Annotated in this window: 12 protein-coding genes; 9 read left to right on the forward strand and 3 right to left on the reverse strand. The window is 57.2% G+C overall.

All coding sequences use genetic code 11. From position 1 onward, the window contains the following. Positions 1-149: 149 nt before the first annotated feature. The 5 genes from ACYVHC_RS01790 to ACYVHC_RS01810 all read left to right on the forward strand — a co-directional run bounded on the left by ACYVHC_RS01790 (position 150) and on the right by ACYVHC_RS01810 (position 5,713). Entirely contained in the window at positions 150-287 is a 138-nt protein-coding gene (locus ACYVHC_RS01790) for a hypothetical protein (RefSeq protein ID WP_460611943.1), read from the forward strand. A gap of 252 nt (positions 288-539) precedes the next feature. After that, positions 540-1,172 carry an FKBP-type peptidyl-prolyl cis-trans isomerase gene (locus ACYVHC_RS01795; protein ID WP_460611944.1) on the forward strand — a complete coding sequence of 211 codons (633 nt, stop codon included), beginning with the start codon at positions 540-542 and terminating at the stop codon, positions 1,170-1,172. A gap of 94 nt (positions 1,173-1,266) precedes the next feature. After that, positions 1,267-1,881, forward strand: a complete 615-nt coding sequence (locus tag ACYVHC_RS01800; RefSeq protein ID WP_460611945.1) for a hypothetical protein — start codon at positions 1,267-1,269, stop codon at positions 1,879-1,881. A gap of 128 nt (positions 1,882-2,009) precedes the next feature. Beyond that, complete coding sequence (locus ACYVHC_RS01805) at positions 2,010-3,944, forward strand: KUP/HAK/KT family potassium transporter (protein ID WP_460611946.1); 1,935 nt, start codon at positions 2,010-2,012, stop codon at positions 3,942-3,944. A 194-nt stretch (positions 3,945-4,138) separates the two neighbouring features. Beyond that, positions 4,139-5,713, forward strand: coding sequence for a S8/S53 family peptidase (locus ACYVHC_RS01810; RefSeq protein ID WP_460611947.1), 1,575 nt, complete (start codon positions 4,139-4,141; stop codon positions 5,711-5,713). A gap of 225 nt (positions 5,714-5,938) precedes the next feature. Here the strand turns inward: ACYVHC_RS01810 and ACYVHC_RS01815 are convergent, their stop codons facing one another. Continuing rightward, positions 5,939-7,741 (reverse strand): M61 family metallopeptidase, encoded by a 1,803-nt coding sequence (locus ACYVHC_RS01815; protein WP_460611948.1) that lies wholly within the window; start codon positions 7,739-7,741, stop codon positions 5,939-5,941. Between the two features lie 191 nt (positions 7,742-7,932). On the opposite strand from ACYVHC_RS01815, the gene ACYVHC_RS01820 reads away from it, so the two are divergent. The 3 genes from ACYVHC_RS01820 to ACYVHC_RS01830 all read left to right on the forward strand — a co-directional run bounded on the left by ACYVHC_RS01820 (position 7,933) and on the right by ACYVHC_RS01830 (position 10,598). Continuing rightward, complete coding sequence (locus tag ACYVHC_RS01820; RefSeq protein ID WP_460611949.1) at positions 7,933-8,592, forward strand: C40 family peptidase; 660 nt, start codon at positions 7,933-7,935, stop codon at positions 8,590-8,592. Positions 8,593-9,263: 671 nt separating this feature from the next. Further along, a complete protein-coding gene (locus ACYVHC_RS01825) occupies positions 9,264-9,704 on the forward strand; it encodes a DUF2147 domain-containing protein (protein ID WP_460611950.1) in 441 nt (146 codons plus the stop codon). Positions 9,705-9,968: 264 nt separating this feature from the next. Next, positions 9,969-10,598: a hypothetical protein gene (locus ACYVHC_RS01830; RefSeq protein ID WP_460611951.1), complete on the forward strand. Its 630-nt coding sequence runs from the start codon at positions 9,969-9,971 to the stop codon at positions 10,596-10,598. Positions 10,599-10,679: 81 nt separating this feature from the next. Here ACYVHC_RS01830 and ACYVHC_RS01835 read toward each other — a convergent pair whose 3' ends face one another. Beyond that, complete coding sequence (locus tag ACYVHC_RS01835; protein ID WP_460611952.1) at positions 10,680-12,731, reverse strand: M1 family aminopeptidase; 2,052 nt, start codon at positions 12,729-12,731, stop codon at positions 10,680-10,682. 155 nt (positions 12,732-12,886) lie between these two features. On the opposite strand from ACYVHC_RS01835, the gene ACYVHC_RS01840 reads away from it, so the two are divergent. Beyond that, entirely contained in the window at positions 12,887-15,133 is a 2,247-nt protein-coding gene (locus ACYVHC_RS01840) for a gliding motility-associated C-terminal domain-containing protein (RefSeq protein WP_460611953.1), read from the forward strand. Positions 15,134-15,260: 127 nt separating this feature from the next. Here the strand turns inward: ACYVHC_RS01840 and ACYVHC_RS01845 are convergent, their stop codons facing one another. Then, positions 15,261-15,905, reverse strand: a complete 645-nt coding sequence (locus ACYVHC_RS01845; RefSeq protein ID WP_460611954.1) for a cytochrome c oxidase subunit 3 — start codon at positions 15,903-15,905, stop codon at positions 15,261-15,263. Positions 15,906-16,041: the final 136 nt, after the last annotated feature.

The raw sequence follows: 16,041 nt of genomic DNA on the forward strand, positions 1-16,041 counted from the left end.
CAGAAAGTGGGCAAGTGCCGCCGCACTGAATGCCCCACCGAGAAGCGAGGCAGCTGGCAAATAAATGATGCTTGCATAACAATTTTACAAGCTTTGCGTAGTATCTTTGCAGTCAAGAAGCTGACCTGCATCTACATACAACAAATCATATGAAAAAGAGCACTGCTGCCATTTCTTCGCTGCTGGTTCTGGGAGGTATCGGTTCATTGGGCTTCCTGGCGGCCCAGGTACGCAACCTGAACCTTTTTTTTGATCTTCAGGATGAAGAAGAGCTTCACTTCTGCTAGGCAAAAAGTGGCCTCAATTCTACCAAACCCCGCCCTCAGCGGGGTTTGTTGCGTTTAGGCAGGAACAAACCGAAGGTCATTTTCAGGGGGTTAAGCGGTGGAGGCAAAAAAAACCACATCCATTCCCGCCTGTTTTCGGTACTTCACAGCTACGGCGGCCCGCGGTGGGCCGCTTCCATTCTCTCACGCGCTGGCCTGTTGGCTCCCGAATACGTTGTTCGGAACTCACTGTCCAGCTCAACTCAGCAGTTTATGAACCTGACCGGCTTGAAAGAGCAAATCAGCTACATCATTGGGCGCGACATGGCCCGCAACTTCGCCCAGCAAGGCCTCGACCTGGACATTGACGTATTTGCCCAGAGCATGAAGGAAGCCCTGGGCGGCGAGCCCAGCCGCCTGACGCCCGAGCAAATGCAAAGCGCCATGCAGCAACTGCAGCAGCAGATGGAAGCCCACGAAGAATCCTCCTCCACGCAAGACTCTGGTACCATGAGCAACAACAAAGCCGAAGGCGAAGCCTTCCTGAAAGAAAACTCCGCCAAGCCCGGCATCACTACCCTGCCCAGCGGCCTGCAGTACGAAGTGCTAAAAGAAGGCAACGGCCCCAAGCCCGGCCCCAGCGCTTCGGTAACCACCCACTACCACGGCACGCTCACCAACGGCACCGTATTCGACAGCTCGTATCAGCGGGGCCAGCCTGCTACCTTTGGCGTAAACCAGGTAATTGCTGGCTGGACAGAAGCCCTGCAGCTGATGCCCGAAGGCTCAAAGTGGCGCCTGTACATCCCTTCAGATCTGGCCTACGGCAAGCGTGGTGCCGGCCGCGACATCGGCCCCGATTCCGCCCTCATCTTTGATGTAGAGCTGCTGAAAGTAAACAACTAGGCAATCCTTCCGAATGCAAGCCCCGCTGCGCCCCGTGCCTGTCGTTCCGCCTCTGTGGGTGCGAACTACCACGAGCAGCGGGGCTTTTTCGGCTATGACAGACGACCAAACTCCCTTACTACCTGGCTCGGCGCCCGAAACCCCGGAGCCTACCCCGCCGGCCCCGGCCGCTACCCCTTTCCCGGAGCCCAACCCCTCTGAAACCGATACCGGATTTCAGCCGCTTCCGCCGCCCCCGCCCGAGCACTTTCTTACTATCCGCAGCGAAGACGGCCGCGTGGCGCTTACTAATGATGCCCTGGAGCTGAACGGCGAGCTGTTTGGCTGGCGGGAGCTGGAAGGCGTGGATGTGCGCCCGGTGCGCTGGCTGCTGGGGGTACTGCTGGGTGCTTTTGTGTTGTGCGGGTTTTTGCTGGGTTTTCTGCAGTATTGGCTGCGCAGCCTGCCGGCGGCGTTGGGCATGGGCGTGGGTATTGCGCTGCTGGCCTGGGGAGCGCGCGGCACCAACCGCTGGCGCCTGCACCGGCCCGGCCGCGAGCCGCGCCACTTTGCCTTTTCCGGCGGTGCCCGCACATGGCAGCAATTGGCGCAGGAAGCGAACCGTCGCATTCAACAACGCCACAACGAGGCCGCCGCTGACGCTGCCTACTGGCTCCACGCAACTTCCTTTCCCGGGCCCACTCCTTCTGGCCTGCCTAGCGCGCCCTAACCCTCACGTTCACTTCTAACATTGCCGAGGTAGTTGCCGAAAGCGCAGCTGCGTGGGCAGTTCGCGCGCAACACCTACCTTTGGCGCCGCTTGCCAAAAACGGCTATCCTCATTCTATTCCTGTTCACATGGACGCCAAACACCAGCATACCGCCATTTCTACGGCGGGCTTGCTCATTGCCCTAGGCATCATTTACGGCGACATCGGCACTTCGCCCCTCTACGTAATGAAGGCCATTGTACCCGGCGTTATCACGGCAGATTTGGTGTACGGTGGTATCAGCTGCGTGCTCTGGACGCTTACCCTGCAGACCACCATCAAGTACGTGCTGCTCACACTAAATGCCGATAACAACGGCGAAGGCGGCATTTTCTCGCTGTTTGCCCTGGTGCGGCGGCGCGGCGGCTGGCTTTCGGCTGTGGCCATTATTGGGGGTGCAGCGTTGCTAGCCGATGGCGTGATTACGCCACCCATTTCGGTTTCCTCAGCCATTGAGGGGCTGGAGCGCGTAAACCCGGGCATCCAGACGGTGCCCATCGTCATTGCCATCATTGTGGGCTTGTTTCTGCTGCAGAGCTTCGGCACCCAGATTGTAGGCAAAGCCTTCGGCCCGATTATGTTTTTGTGGTTCAGCATGCTGGCCGTGCTAGGCGTGAAGGGCATTATTCAGCATCCCGAAATCCTGAAGGCCATCAACCCCTACTATGCCTACAACCTGCTGGTGAACACGCCCGGCGGCTTTTGGCTGCTAGGGGCGGTGTTCCTGTGTACCACCGGGGCTGAGGCCTTATACTCCGACCTGGGCCACTGCGGCAAAGGCAACATCCGCATCAGCTGGATTTTTGTAAAAACCTGCTTACTGCTCAACTACTTTGGGCAGGGCGGCTGGCTAGTAGCCAACGAAGGCCAGCCGCTGGCGGGCCGCAACCCGTTCTTTGAGCTGATGCCCAGCTGGTTTTTGCTGATTGGCATTGGGGTGGCTACCATGGCGGCCATTATTGCCTCGCAAGCGCTTATTACCGGTTCGTTTACGCTGGTTTCTGAGGCCATCCGCCTGAACATGTGGCCCAAAGTAAAGCTCAACTACCCTACCGATGTGAAGGGCCAGCTGTATGTACCGAGCATGAACCGGCTGTTGCTGCTGGGCTGCATTGGCATTGTGCTGTACTTCCAGAAATCAGAGAACATGGAAGCCGCCTACGGTCTGGCCATCACCATCACGATGATGATGACCACCTTGCTGCTTTCCATGTGGTTGCGGGCCAAGCGCGTGCCGCTGCCTTTAATTGCGCTGTTTGTACTGATTTACGGCCTGATTGAGGGTTCCTTCCTGATAGCCAACCTCATCAAGTTTCCGCACGGCGGCTGGGTTTCGGTGGCCATTAGCTTCATTCTGGTTTCGGTGATGTACGTCTGGCTGCGGGCCTATTACATTAAGCGCCGCCTGACGGAATTCGTGAAGATTGACCCGTACATGGATGCGCTCAAGGAGCTTAGCGCCGACGAGTCGGTGCCGAAATACTCCACGCACCTCGTGTTCATGACCTCGGCCGAGCGCCAGACGGAAATTGAGTCGAAAATCATCTACTCCATTTTCCAGAAGCGCCCCAAACGAGCTGATATCTATTGGTTTGTGCACGTAGATACCACTGATGAGCCGTATACTATGGAGTACAAGGTTACGGAACTAGCCAACGACGATGCCTACCGCATCACGTTCCGGTTGGGCTTCCGGGTGGAGCAGCGCATCAACCTGTATTTCCGCAAAGTGGTGGAAGACCTGGTGCGCAATCAGGAAGTGGATATTACCTCGCGCTACGAATCCCTGAGCCGCCAGCACGTTACCGGCGACTTCCGCTTTGTGGTGCTGGAGAAATTCCTGTCGGTAGAAAACGAGTTTCCGGTGGTTGAGAAGCTAGTGATGCAGGCGTACTTCTACATCAAGCAATTCATTGCCTCCGAAGACAAATACTTCGGCCTTGACACTAGCTCGGTGAAAGTGGAAAAGGTGCCCCTAGTAATCACTCCCGTCCGCGACGTGGCCCTGAAGCGCATCCGTTAGTTCTGACGAGTGTTCTTCATTGGTTAGCTTCACTAGCTACAAAAGCCCTCTTGCTACGCAGGAGGGCTTTTTGGTTGCGTTTCAGACTCAGCAACTAAGTTTAAGTGCTTCAATACCAAGCCACTACTTGCACTTATCCCATATTATGCTTAATTCAATACTCCAATCTATCCACAACCAAACCCCACCATTTTATGCATCTGCACTACCTATATCCGGCCGCGCTGCTGGTGTTGGCCCTAGGCTCCTGCCAGCAGGAAACCGCCGACCCAGCTCCTTCCCCCGCCGCTGAGTTACACGTGGCCCTTACCACGCAGCAGCTCGATGAGCAGATTTTAAATACTCTGCGCCAGAAGGGCACTTTCAATTGGAACGAGGCCTCAGCTTACACCGTCTGGAGCGCCTTGCAGCAGTCTGATCAGGTGCTATCCGTAGGGTACCGGCCCGCCGGTGTGGCGGCTACTACCCCGCTCCCCGATGATGCCCACCAGGAGCCGAGCTGGCAGCAAGCCCGGGGCCAGGTACTAGCCCTTATTCTGGCTGAAGAGCGCAAAACGCATCCCGAGCTGACCGCGGAGCAATTGAGCGTGTTCGAGGAAAACAGCCTGCCGGTGCTTACCGTAACGGTCCGGCAACTGAGCACCATTCAGGCGCTGCGCCAGTCGGAGCTGGTGCGCTATGCGGAGCCCATCGGCTACGAGCCCATCCACCAAAACCAGACAGCCAACAAAACCGCCGCCGTACTCAGCAGCAGCGGCTGCGGCAGCAACACGGCCGCTTCCGGCCTGGTTGCCGGCTCCGATTACGCGGTACTCAGCAATGGGAGTCTGTCTTCCTGGAACCAACAAGATCAGTACCACGGCATTCGGTCGGCCTGGAGCCAGAGCACCGGGCAGGGCATGAAAGTGCTGATTATTGACACGGGCGCTTCTGATGCGCAGGAAAACTTAGGTTCCGCTTTCAACCAGGGCTTGAGCTCCGGGCGTACCATTGAGCGACTTGTCACGCTGCCCCGCAGTACCATCTTCGGGATTCCGTACGGCGCCACCGAAACGCCGAATGATGGCTGCGGCCACGGCACGGGCATGGCTGGGGCCTGCGCGGCTCCGCGCGGCACTGATGGGGCCAGCGTGGGCATTGCCTACAACGCCAACCTGATTACCGTACGGGCCGCTGAGGATGTATTCCTAGATGCCAGCCGCGAAGTGCAGGGCGTCACCAATGCCTACCTGCTGGCCGGCAACCGCTCCGATGTTCGCATCATCAGCATGAGCATGGGCCGCCTGACCTCGTCGTCGCAGATGACGGATGCCATTCGCTATGCCTATGGCAAAGGCAAGCTTATCTTCTGCGCGGCGGGCACTTCCTTCGACTGGACCTCCGGCTGGACAGGCGTGGTGTACCCAGCCTCGCTGGCCGAAGCCGTGGCCATTACAGGCGTAAAAGACAACCTCACCTCCCGTTGCGACGACTGCCACGTGGGCGCCGACGTAGAGTTTACGGTGGTAATGCAACGCACCGATACCAACCGGCGGCCCCTCACGCTGGCCATGAGCGGCGACGCGCCCAGCACCATTGGCGGCTCATCGGTAGCCACGGCCAGTATGGCTGGCATGACGGCGGTGCTCTGGGCTAAGTATCCTTTCGAAACTCGGGCCCAAATTATGAGCCGATTGGTGGCCGCCAGCAGCAACCGGTTTGGCCGCAGCAGCACCCTAGGGTGGGGCCGCGTAAACCTGGCTACCGCCGTGGGCGCCGTACCGCTCTGATGCCCCGTTTACTAGGTGCCGTTAGTAGGTAAACCCCTCGGCCATTTTAATCCGAAGCTTAACCACGCTTTGGCCGCTTAACCCACCTAGTGATTTGGCTTTAGAACTGCTTCCCGGGCTCAGCAAACCTGATCCTGTGGCAAGCAGTTTTCCTCCTGCATCGAAAGACATAAAAAAGCCCCACCTGAATTCAGGCGGGGCTTTTTTTAGGGAGTTCACAAGTGTTTACCGGACGGGCAGCCACTTAGCCAGCACGGCTTGCTGCGCGGCGGTGGGGTTGGCCTCGCGCTCAATGCGGTAGCGGCTCAGCGAACTAGCCAGCAACGGGAACGTCAGCTCCTTGATTTGCCCGTCGCGGTTTACCAGCAGCTTTACTTCCGAGCCCACGGCGCGGCCAGCCAGCAGCTTGTTTACATCGTCGGTCACGCGGATGCCATCTACGCTCAGAATCTCGTCGCCTACGCTCAGGCCACCTTGCCAAGCGCTGCCTTCACGCACTACGCTTGCTACGGTTAGCTTGCCACCCGCCGAGCTAATGCTGGCACCCAGGCTGAACTCGGTGGCGGCGGCCGGCGTTACGCTCAGCTTCAGACCAGCGTAGCCCAGCGCCTGCCCATACGGAAGCGTTTCTACCCCGTACACGTGGCGGCGGAAGAAGTCATCGAAGCGACGACCGGCTACTTTCGCTACGGCATCTTGGTACTCGGCATCCGTGAAACCGCGGCCCAGTTTCTTGTAATACTGGTCGTAGAGCAGGCGCATCACGTCGTCGAGGTTTTTCTGGCCCTTGGTTTCGTTGATGATCATCAAATCCAACACGGCTCCAATTACTTCGCCTTTATCGTAGTAACTGATGCCCGTGTTCGAGGAGTTTTCATTGGGACGGTAGTACTTGATCCAGGCATCAAAGCTCGACTCAGCGGCCGACTGCTGCTTGTTGCCGGGCGTGTTCTCTACGCGGTTGATGCCGTTGCTCAGGTCGCCCAAATACTGGTCGGGAGTCAGGAAGCCGGCGCGCTGCACAATCAGGTTCGAGAAGTACTCTGTGCCACCTTCGCTTACCCACAGCATGCGGGTGTAGTTTTCTTCATCGTAGTTAAACGGCCCGAGCGCCACCGGCCGGATGCGCTTCACATTCCAGAGGTGGAAGTATTCGTGCGCCACCAGCCCCAGGAAGCCTTTCCAGCCCGCCTCCGAGGAATACGCGTTGCGAGATACTGAGAGAGTAGTAGAAAAAAAGTGCTCCAGGCCGCCCGTGCCGCGGTCAATGTTGTGCACAATGAACAAGTAGCGGTCCAGCGGGTTCTGGCCTACCACTTTGTGGGCCTCTTCGCACACGCGCTGCATGTCGCGGGTCAGGCGGGCCTCATCTACCTTCACGTCGCCAAACATGGCAATGGTGTGAGGCGTGCCGTTGGCCGTGAATGTGTACAGCTTTTGGTTGCCGATTTCGATGGGCGAGTCGGCCAGCTCATCGTAGTTAGCAGAGCGGAACGTGAAGGTGCCGCCGGCGGGCTTCAGGCTGGTGCTCACCTGGCTCCAGCCCTGCGCAGGCTTTACTTCTAAGGTGCTAGGCAGCTGCTTGCCCTCAGCCGGGTACATGAAAACGCTGGTGCCGTTTACGTAGCCGTGAGCCGCATCAATAAAGCTGGTACGCACGCTTAGCTCAAACGCATACACTTTGTAGCGCACCGTAAAATCCTTGGCCTTCGGATGGTACACGCGCCAGGTATTCTTAGTAACCTTCTCTACGCGCAGGTTTTCATTACCCGCGTTGGCCGAGAAGCCTTCCACGTTTTTGGCAAACTCGCGCACCAAGTACGAGCCGGGCGCCCACACCGGCATTTTCACATCGGTAAAGGCCTTGTTGAAGCCATCGAGCTTCATTTCCACCTCAAAGTAGTGGGTTTGGGGCGCAGGCATGGAAAGGGTGTAGCGCAGCGCAGGGGCAGCCGCAGCGGAGCCAGCAGAGCCTAGCACAAGGCCCAGGGCCACTGCAGCCAGCCGGCAGGAACGAGTCAGGAGCATTAGAACAAACGTGATGAAGTGAAATACGAGCCGAAGCCCGGGCCAAAGAACGGCGAAATCCGGATCAGGCTGCAAGCTTCGGCGGAAATAAGGAGCTAGTACTGCCGCCGCAAACTCAACCGTTTGGAACCCGGGCCCCGGGCACCCCGTTACAGAACTACTCCTGTTCCCCTCTATTTTCAGTTTGTAGTATGCGTTACGTCTGGCTTGTATTTGTGCTGCTTGTGGCCGCAGTGGTAGGTAGCGCCCTCTGGTCCCGGCGCGGCCCTGATCCGGCCTCAGCCCCGGCGCTTGCCGACTCGCTTAACTCGGCGCCGGCACTGCCCGCAACCTACACTCCTGCTTCCGACCAGGCACACAAGCCCGCCACTACTTCTTCGCCTAGGGTAAAGCCGGCCTCCAAGCCTACTACGCCACGAGCCATAGCGTATGTTATCAGCAACAAGCCCACGCCCCGTGCCGATAGTGTCGTGACGTTTGCCTTGCGCCAGCTAGGCACCAATTACTGCTACGCCGGCAGCACTCCCGAAACCGGCTTCGACTGCTCGGGCTTCGTGAACTATGTGTTTGCCCGCTATAAAATTCCAGTGCCGCATTCCACGGCTATGCTCATTGATGTAGGCCGCCCCGTGGAGCGCACCCAGGCGCGTCCCGGCGATATTGTGGTGTTTACGGGCACAGCTCAAACCGCTACTACCCCCGGTCACGCCGGTATCATCATCAGCAAACCCGGTGAGCCCATGCGCTTTGTGCACTCCTCGTCAGCGCGCCGCGAGTCGGGCGTAAAAATCAGTCAGGTAGAAGGCACTGATTATGAGCGGCGGTTTATGCAGGTACGGCGCGTGCTGTAAAAGAGGCTTTCTTCTGTACTAGGCCTGCTACCGGTTCAAACCGGCTTCTTACTTGTTTTATGAAGGGCCTTAAAAGAACGATGCCCGGTACGCCTATGCAAACCACTACGGGCTGCTGGGCGAACCGGGCATCTAATCCTTCAAATCTTACCAAGCGATGAGTCTGGGGTACAGCCCCATCATCTACTTAACACGTAAGACCTTGCCAGAATGCGGGAAAAGCTATGTTAAAAGCGAGTTCCGCGCGAAAGCTGTTGTTAAGCGCGTCCGGCGGTGAAGCGGACTACATTCGACAGGCTTGGCAGGATTTGTTTGGGACTACTAGACATTTTGTACCTCCTTTCTTTAGATCCGACATAACCCGGGCTTTGCTTCCCAGCACCTTAGGGCTGCTTGGCGGGGGCTGTAGCACTCGCTACGGTAGGTAAAGTTAAAAGCCCTGGGAATGGTTCAAAATAAAAAACCTATTATTTATAGCCCCAGGCGCACATATTTCTCATCTACCTGAATTTCAAGCGCTTTAAATTGAAAATTTTTCCAGCTCGACAATAAATGTAGAGGTTGGCCCCATAGTTGCCATATATCGGGCAGTTCAAATAAAGGCAGAATTGTATTTCTTCCGCAGTTTCCCCTATCTTTTTCCCAGAAAACCCACTTTTACATCACACACCATGAAAAAACTTTTGTTCCTCTGTCTTGGCATGCTCCTAGGCCTGGTTGGGGTAACTTCCGCGCAGTCGCTTTCGCCCCTGGGCGTTTGGACGAATGCTGAGAAGAAGGCTACGTTTGAAATCTACAAGTGTGGCAATAAGCTTTGCGGCAAAATCGTGACGCTGACCGTGCCCAACGACCCCAAAACCGGCAAACCCAAAACCGACTCCATGAACCCCGACCCCAAGTTGCGCACACGCCCGCGCCTAGGCTTGGTGTTTATGCAAGGCTTCGAATACGACGAGGACAACAAGTGGGACGATGGCAAAATCTACGACCCTGAGACCGGCAAAACGTATTCTTGCTACATGAAGATGGAAAATGCCAACTCTATGGAAGTGAAAGGCTACATCGGCTTCTCCCTGATTGGCAAGTCGCAGATCTGGACGCGCGTGAAATAGCCGTACTAGCTTTCTCTTTACTAGAAACGACGCCTTTGTATAAAGGGCGTCGTTTTTTTATGCGTGGTGGGCTGCTCCGTGCGCAGGTGCCTATGCGTTTATGAAGCTTTGCTTGGGTGCTACCTTGGGGCTAGTGAACAAAGCTGGCCTGCATTTTGGTTAGCGGCAAATGCGCTGCTAGCCCCCTTGTTACTGGGCTGGGGCGGCGCGGCCGTTCAAACCATTTGCCGGGGCCTGTGTTACCCCTGAAACATTCAGACTATTTTGCTTAATCGGTTCAAACATATTTTTACCGGCCGCCCCTCCCCTTCGTCCGACTGGCATCCGTTGCAGCGCAGCGCCGCCGAGGAGCAGGTGCGCCAGCAGTGGCTGGCGCAGCAGGTGTATCTGAACTGGATGGGTCCTTACTTTAAGGCGTATCACTATCAGAAAGCTGGGCTGCCAGGCGCCCGTTTCCGGGTGCAGCTCCTGCGCGATCCGCGCCGGCAAGGGGCCGTATTTCTCTACGACCCCAGCATTGGGCCAGGTAACTTCCGCCATTTATTTGATTTCATCCGCGACCGGGTGCTGGCCCTGGGCTACCACCTAGGAGCCTCCGACCAGCGAACCGTACAGCACGACGAATACTCAGAAACTACGCTAAAGCACTTCCTTAAGCCCCAGCCCAAGGACTGCACCAGCACCGGACGCTGCAACCAGGCGTACGGCAACATCACCATTGATTTGGTCAAAATAAATGACCAGCCGGGCTTTATCCGCGTGTTCAGTAACCCGTTTGATGATTCCATTTTCACGCCGGCTCATACTTTCGATGAGCTCATGGAAGCGGTATTTCATTTGCCCGGAGCGCCCCCAGAAGTAGAGCAGCTGATTGGAAAATACGCACGCGGCTAGCCGCTTTTACTAGCCCTAGTATACAACAAAACCCCCTTTCCGCTTTGGAGAGGGGGTTTCGTTGTATACTAGGGCTAGTGTTTACTCTTCAGCCCGCACGAAACGAGCCATTGCAACTCTGCCGGTACTTTCTGTGAGCCGCAAGTGGTACAGGCCCGGAGCCAAGGCGCCGGTGAAAAGCACCGGAGACGAAGCCAGCACGGTTTGCCGCAGCACTACCCTACCGGTAGCATCCGTCACCTCGGCCTCGGCGCGTGTTCCGCTGAAGTCAACTACCCGGAGTTGCTCGCGGCAAGGATTGGGGTACACGGTAAGCACTGGCAACTTGGCACCGGCTTGGGAGCTAGTAACCAAGGCCACATCGTGCATGATGGAGCTAGCCGCTCCGCTCAACAGCCACTCTTCCGGGTCGCGGGTAACCCGGGCAATGATGCGCGCTTCAGGAAGCGAGAACGAGGTAACCGGCTTTCCCTGCCGCATCCGAACGGTGCGGGTGCTGCCGTCAATAAACTGCAGCTGGTAATCAATATCCGTCTCGAAGAAGGGCGTAATCGTGGGCATAGAGGCCGTTTCGGTGGTGCTGATGTACAGCGTGGAGCCGACCTGATTCCAGCGGGTGGCAAAAATGGGGTAGCCCTGTCCCCGAATCCACTGATCAAAAAAGTACTGCAACGAGCGCCCGGCTTCGGCCTCCAGAATCCGCTGCATGTCGCGGGTGCGGGCCGTTTTGCCGCGGTAGGTATCCTGGTAAGTACGCAGGGCGCGGAAGAACTTGGCATCATCGTTCAGCTCATACCGCAGCATGTGCACCACGGAGGCCGCCTTTTTATATGTGAGGTAATAGTCAAAAATACGGTCGGGATTGGTGGTATCCGGCACCCATACGCTGCCCCCGGTCATGGGCTTCCACTGGGAATTTTCGTACCGGTTCATGGCGTAGTAATGCGCGGTCTTCATCCACCCTTGGGCGGTTTCGTGGGCCGTAAGCTTATCCAGGGCCAGATACTCGGCGTAGGAAGCAAAACCTTCATTCAACCAGATATCCTCCCAGGCCCCGCAGGTTACGTTGTCGCCAAACCATTGGTGAAACAGCTCGTGCGCCGTGAGCGTCAGGCTGAAGCTCGTTTGGGTTGTCATCGTCTGGTGCTCCATGCCGCCGCCAATTGGCGCCATGCTGTGGCCATACTTTTCCTTGGCAAACGGGTACAGGCCTACTAGCTCTGAGAAGTACTCAATAAGTGGGGGCGTGCGGTCTATTTCGGCTTTAAAGAAATTCAGGGCCGCTTGGCTGTACACGTAGTTCACGATGGGGATACGGGGCCCACCTGCCGGCTGGGCATAATTCACGTACTCCACATACGGCGCTATGGCCACCGAAATAAGGTAGTAATCAATAGGGTAGCGCGACTTCCACTCGTGGCGCTTGCGGCCGTCCGGGAGGGTAGTAACGCGCTCCAGCACTCCATTCGAGCCCACTTTGTTGGTGGCCGAAGTAGATACCCACACTTCCGAGGAATCGGCTTTGTCGGTGAGCACCTGCTTGCATGGCCACCACTCATAGGCGTTGTAGGGCTCAGAGAGGCTCCAGGTAGTGCGCACCCCGTAGGTAGGGTCGGGCATCGAGTTGAAGGCGGCGCCGTTGGCCGTAACCGTGCTTCCGGGCGCTATGCCCCGGTAGTACACCAACGCATCAAACCACGTATTGGGGCCTACACTCTGCTTAAGACCCGCCGTGATGTCGCCGAGGCCTTTGCGGCGCCAGCCCGGGCTACGCTTCCCATTCACTACCACTGAGTCAATGGTAAAGGCCGAGTGCAGCTCGAAGGCAAACGAGTCTATGCCCTGCGCCAGGGTGCGGGCCTTCATGCGGGCCATACCGCTAATGCCTCGGGAAGTGTTCGACAGGTTCAGGTCGAGCTTATAAAAGCTCACATCGTAGCGGGCCATTTTCTGGCGGTGCGAGAGGCTGGCGTACGCCGTGCGGGCCGCTTTGGCGTGTTTGATGTGGGCCCGGGCTTCGGCCATAGAAGCGTTTAAATCGGACACCGAAACCGCAGGCCCAGGCACCTGCGCGGCAGTGGAAAGCCCCGCTAGCAGCAGCGCCAACAGAAATGAGTAAACAATAAAGCGCATAGCTTGAAAAGAGGGAAAGGATGGGATAGATCAGCCTGCTATAGTAGGCCATGAAAGGTACGCACATGCTCAACATAAAATAGCCGGCAGCTACCCGATCCGTAGTCGTGCTTTGTATATTTAGCTATTCGTAACGTCCTATTCCACCTTGGTGCATGCCTACTGCTACTCTGCCTTATTCTCTTCGTTGCAGCCTACTGGTGCTTGTGCTATGGCTGCTGGCCCCTGCGGCCCGGGCCACGCACATTGTGGGCGGAGAGCTTGATTTGCAATACCTGAGTGGCAACAGCTACCAGCTCACGCTCAACCTGTATTTCGATGCCGTGAATGGCCAGCCCGGCGCCCTGGACTCAGAGCTAACGGCCAGCATATTTGATAAGGCCAGCAACGGCCGGATGATGGACGTAAATCTGCCTCTCACCAACAACACGCTCGTTAGCTATACCAACCCAGCCTGTACTACTCCTTCTCTGGTTACGCGGCGCCTGGTGTACACCCGGGTAATTACACTTACCAGCCAGAATTATGCCTCTGCAGCCGGCTATTACGTGGCCGTAGAGCGTTGCTGCCGCAACAATGGCATCAGCAACATTGTGGGGCCAGGCAACGCGGGGCAGGCGTTCTATCTGGAGTTTCCGGCCGTAACGCGCAATGGGAAAGAATTCCGCAACTCCACACCCCAAATCTTTCCTCCTCTGAGTGATTACGCCTGCCGCGGGGAGCTGTTCTACTACAACTTTGGTGGTGAGGATGCCGATGGCGACTCGCTGATATATGACTTGGTAACGCCCCTGAACGGCCACTCCACCACCTTCCTGCCCAAACCCCTGGTAGCCCAGCCCGCCCCCTATGAACCGGTGCAATGGAATGCCGGCCTGTCTACTAGCCGTCAGATTCCGGGCAACCCTACCCTCTCCATTGACCGGCAGACGGGCCGCCTGGAGGTACTCCCGACGCAGCTGGGCCTGTTTGTATTTGGCGTGCGCTGCACCGAGTACCGTAAGGGCGTGAGGCTAGGCGAAACCCGCCGTGACTTTCAGCTTAAGGTTATCAGCTGCCCCACCAACGCGCGGCCCAAAATCCTGATGCAGGTACCCAACCGCAGCCAGCCGTACCGCGTGGGCATTGATACGCTGCGCCTGACACCCGATAAGAGCCGCTGCTTCACGCTTAAGTTTACCGATGTTGACCTCTCCTCAGCACTCACGCTTTCGTTGCGGCCGGTTAACTTCACTACCCCCATTCCTACGCTAAGTGTGCTGCAAGGCACCGTAAAGGCCCCTAATGCTCCTGACACGCTAACCTCCAACCTGTGCTTTCCGGCGTGCCTAGACACCCGAGGCAAGGTCTATCTGCTGGATGTGATAGTGGCTGACAACGGCTGCAGCCTGCCCAAGCGCGACACCATTCGGGTGGCTTTTACCTCCCTGCCTGACCCTAACGCGCTGCCGCTGCTGCGCACTACCGCCGTGCAGCCCCTGCGGGCCCGCCCCGGCGACCTAATTACGTTTGATGTAATAGCCACCGACCCTGATAAGGACCCCATAAAAATGGTGATGACGGGCCGCGGCTTTACACCGGCGGCCTTGGGGGCTGAGCTAACCCAGCTGCAAACCAATACCCAGCTAAATGGCCGCTTTACCTGGCGCGTAGATTGCCGGGCCGTTGATAAGCCCCTGTATGAGTTCGTATTCACAGCATCAGCTTCTCCTTGCGATGACGCGCAAACCACTTCCTTGGTAGTGCCCATCCAGATTGACTACGACAACCGGCCGCCGGCGCTTACTAGCACCTTCCCTGAGCAGCCGGCTGGTACTACCTCTCCTATTGTCATAAAGCTGCCCCTCGGTGGCGTATTTGAGTCTACCCTTACGGGCCTGGACCTGGATAACGACGCACTTTCCATGGCAGCGGCGGGTACTGGGTTTGAGCTCTCGGCGGCGGGCATGACGTTTACGCCGCGCAACGGGACGGGGCAAGCACTAGGTCTGTTTCGGTGGGAAGCCACCTGCGACGCGTTTCGGCCCGAAGGCCTGGAGGTTACGTTTACCCTGCAGGAAAGCACCTGCCGCCCGGAGCCCCAAACGCGGGTAGTTCGGTTTGAAATCAGCAGCCCCGATACCCTGGCTTTCCTGCCGCCCAACATTATCACGCCCTATCAGCGCGACAACAAAAACGACTTCTTTGAGCTGGACAACGTGCAGAACAACCTGCCGCCCGACTTCTGCAATTCCCGCTTTGCCGATCTGGAAATTTACAGCCGCTGGGGCAACCGCATCTACCGCACCGCCAACCGCAGCTTCCGCTGGGACGGCAGCGGCATGCCAGCCGGCGTGTACTATTACCTCATCACCTTCACCGATAAAAAACGCTACAAAGGCACCATCACGATTGCCAACTAAACAGCACCTAGTAAATTTCCTGCTGCTGAATAATCGGTTACATACCTAGTAGCCGGAGCCTGATTTACTAGCCCCATAAAACAAAAAAGCCCGGCCTAAGCTGGGCTTTTTTTACGAGTGAAGGAGCTTAATACAAGAACAGAAACGCCGCAAACAGTACTACCCACAGCACATCAATGAAGTGCCAGTAGATGGTAACCATGCGCAATTGCAGGCGGCGGTAGGGGTTGCGAATAAACACCAGTGTCCGGACGGCGTCGCGGGCGGCGTGTTGGGTACGGAGCAGCAGTGCCAGCAAAAACAGCATGCCGCCCAGCAAGTGGGCCACGTGCAACGCCGAAATAAGGTAGATAAACGTGCCGCTGGCTACACCATCAAGAAACACGCCTTGGTTCATCAGCTCCCGCCACCCTAGTAGCTGCAGGCCCGCAAATACACTACTGAGCAGCAACGTGGCGCCGAGGCAACGGCCCAGGCTGCGCAAATCGTCTTGGGCATAGAGGCGGCTGGCCTGGTTGATGGTATAGCTGCTGATCAGGAGTACAATGGTGCTCAGCGAAAAAAAGCGCGGCAGCGGGTAAATACCTGGCGCGGCATTGCTGTGGTAGCGGGTGTAGGCATAAGCCACCAGCAGCATAATGAATAGCACCGTAACCCCGGCCATGCCCAGGTACAGCATCATCAGCAAAAGCGGCATGCGCTCCATGCGCTGGAAGGGAGAAGCAGGCCGATTGGCCCCGATTTTATTCGTGCGTTCTGGGTCGGAATTCATGGGTGGGCTAGCAAAGGCTGCGTGCGATAAAGCAAACCAATCCGAAGCCCATAAGTTCCGCCCCGCAAGGTTGGCAAAGCACTAGGGCCTTCCAGCAATGTACGCAAAAACTCCTGCCAGATACGTGCGTTTTTCG

Source organism: Hymenobacter seoulensis, from assembly GCF_054780535.1.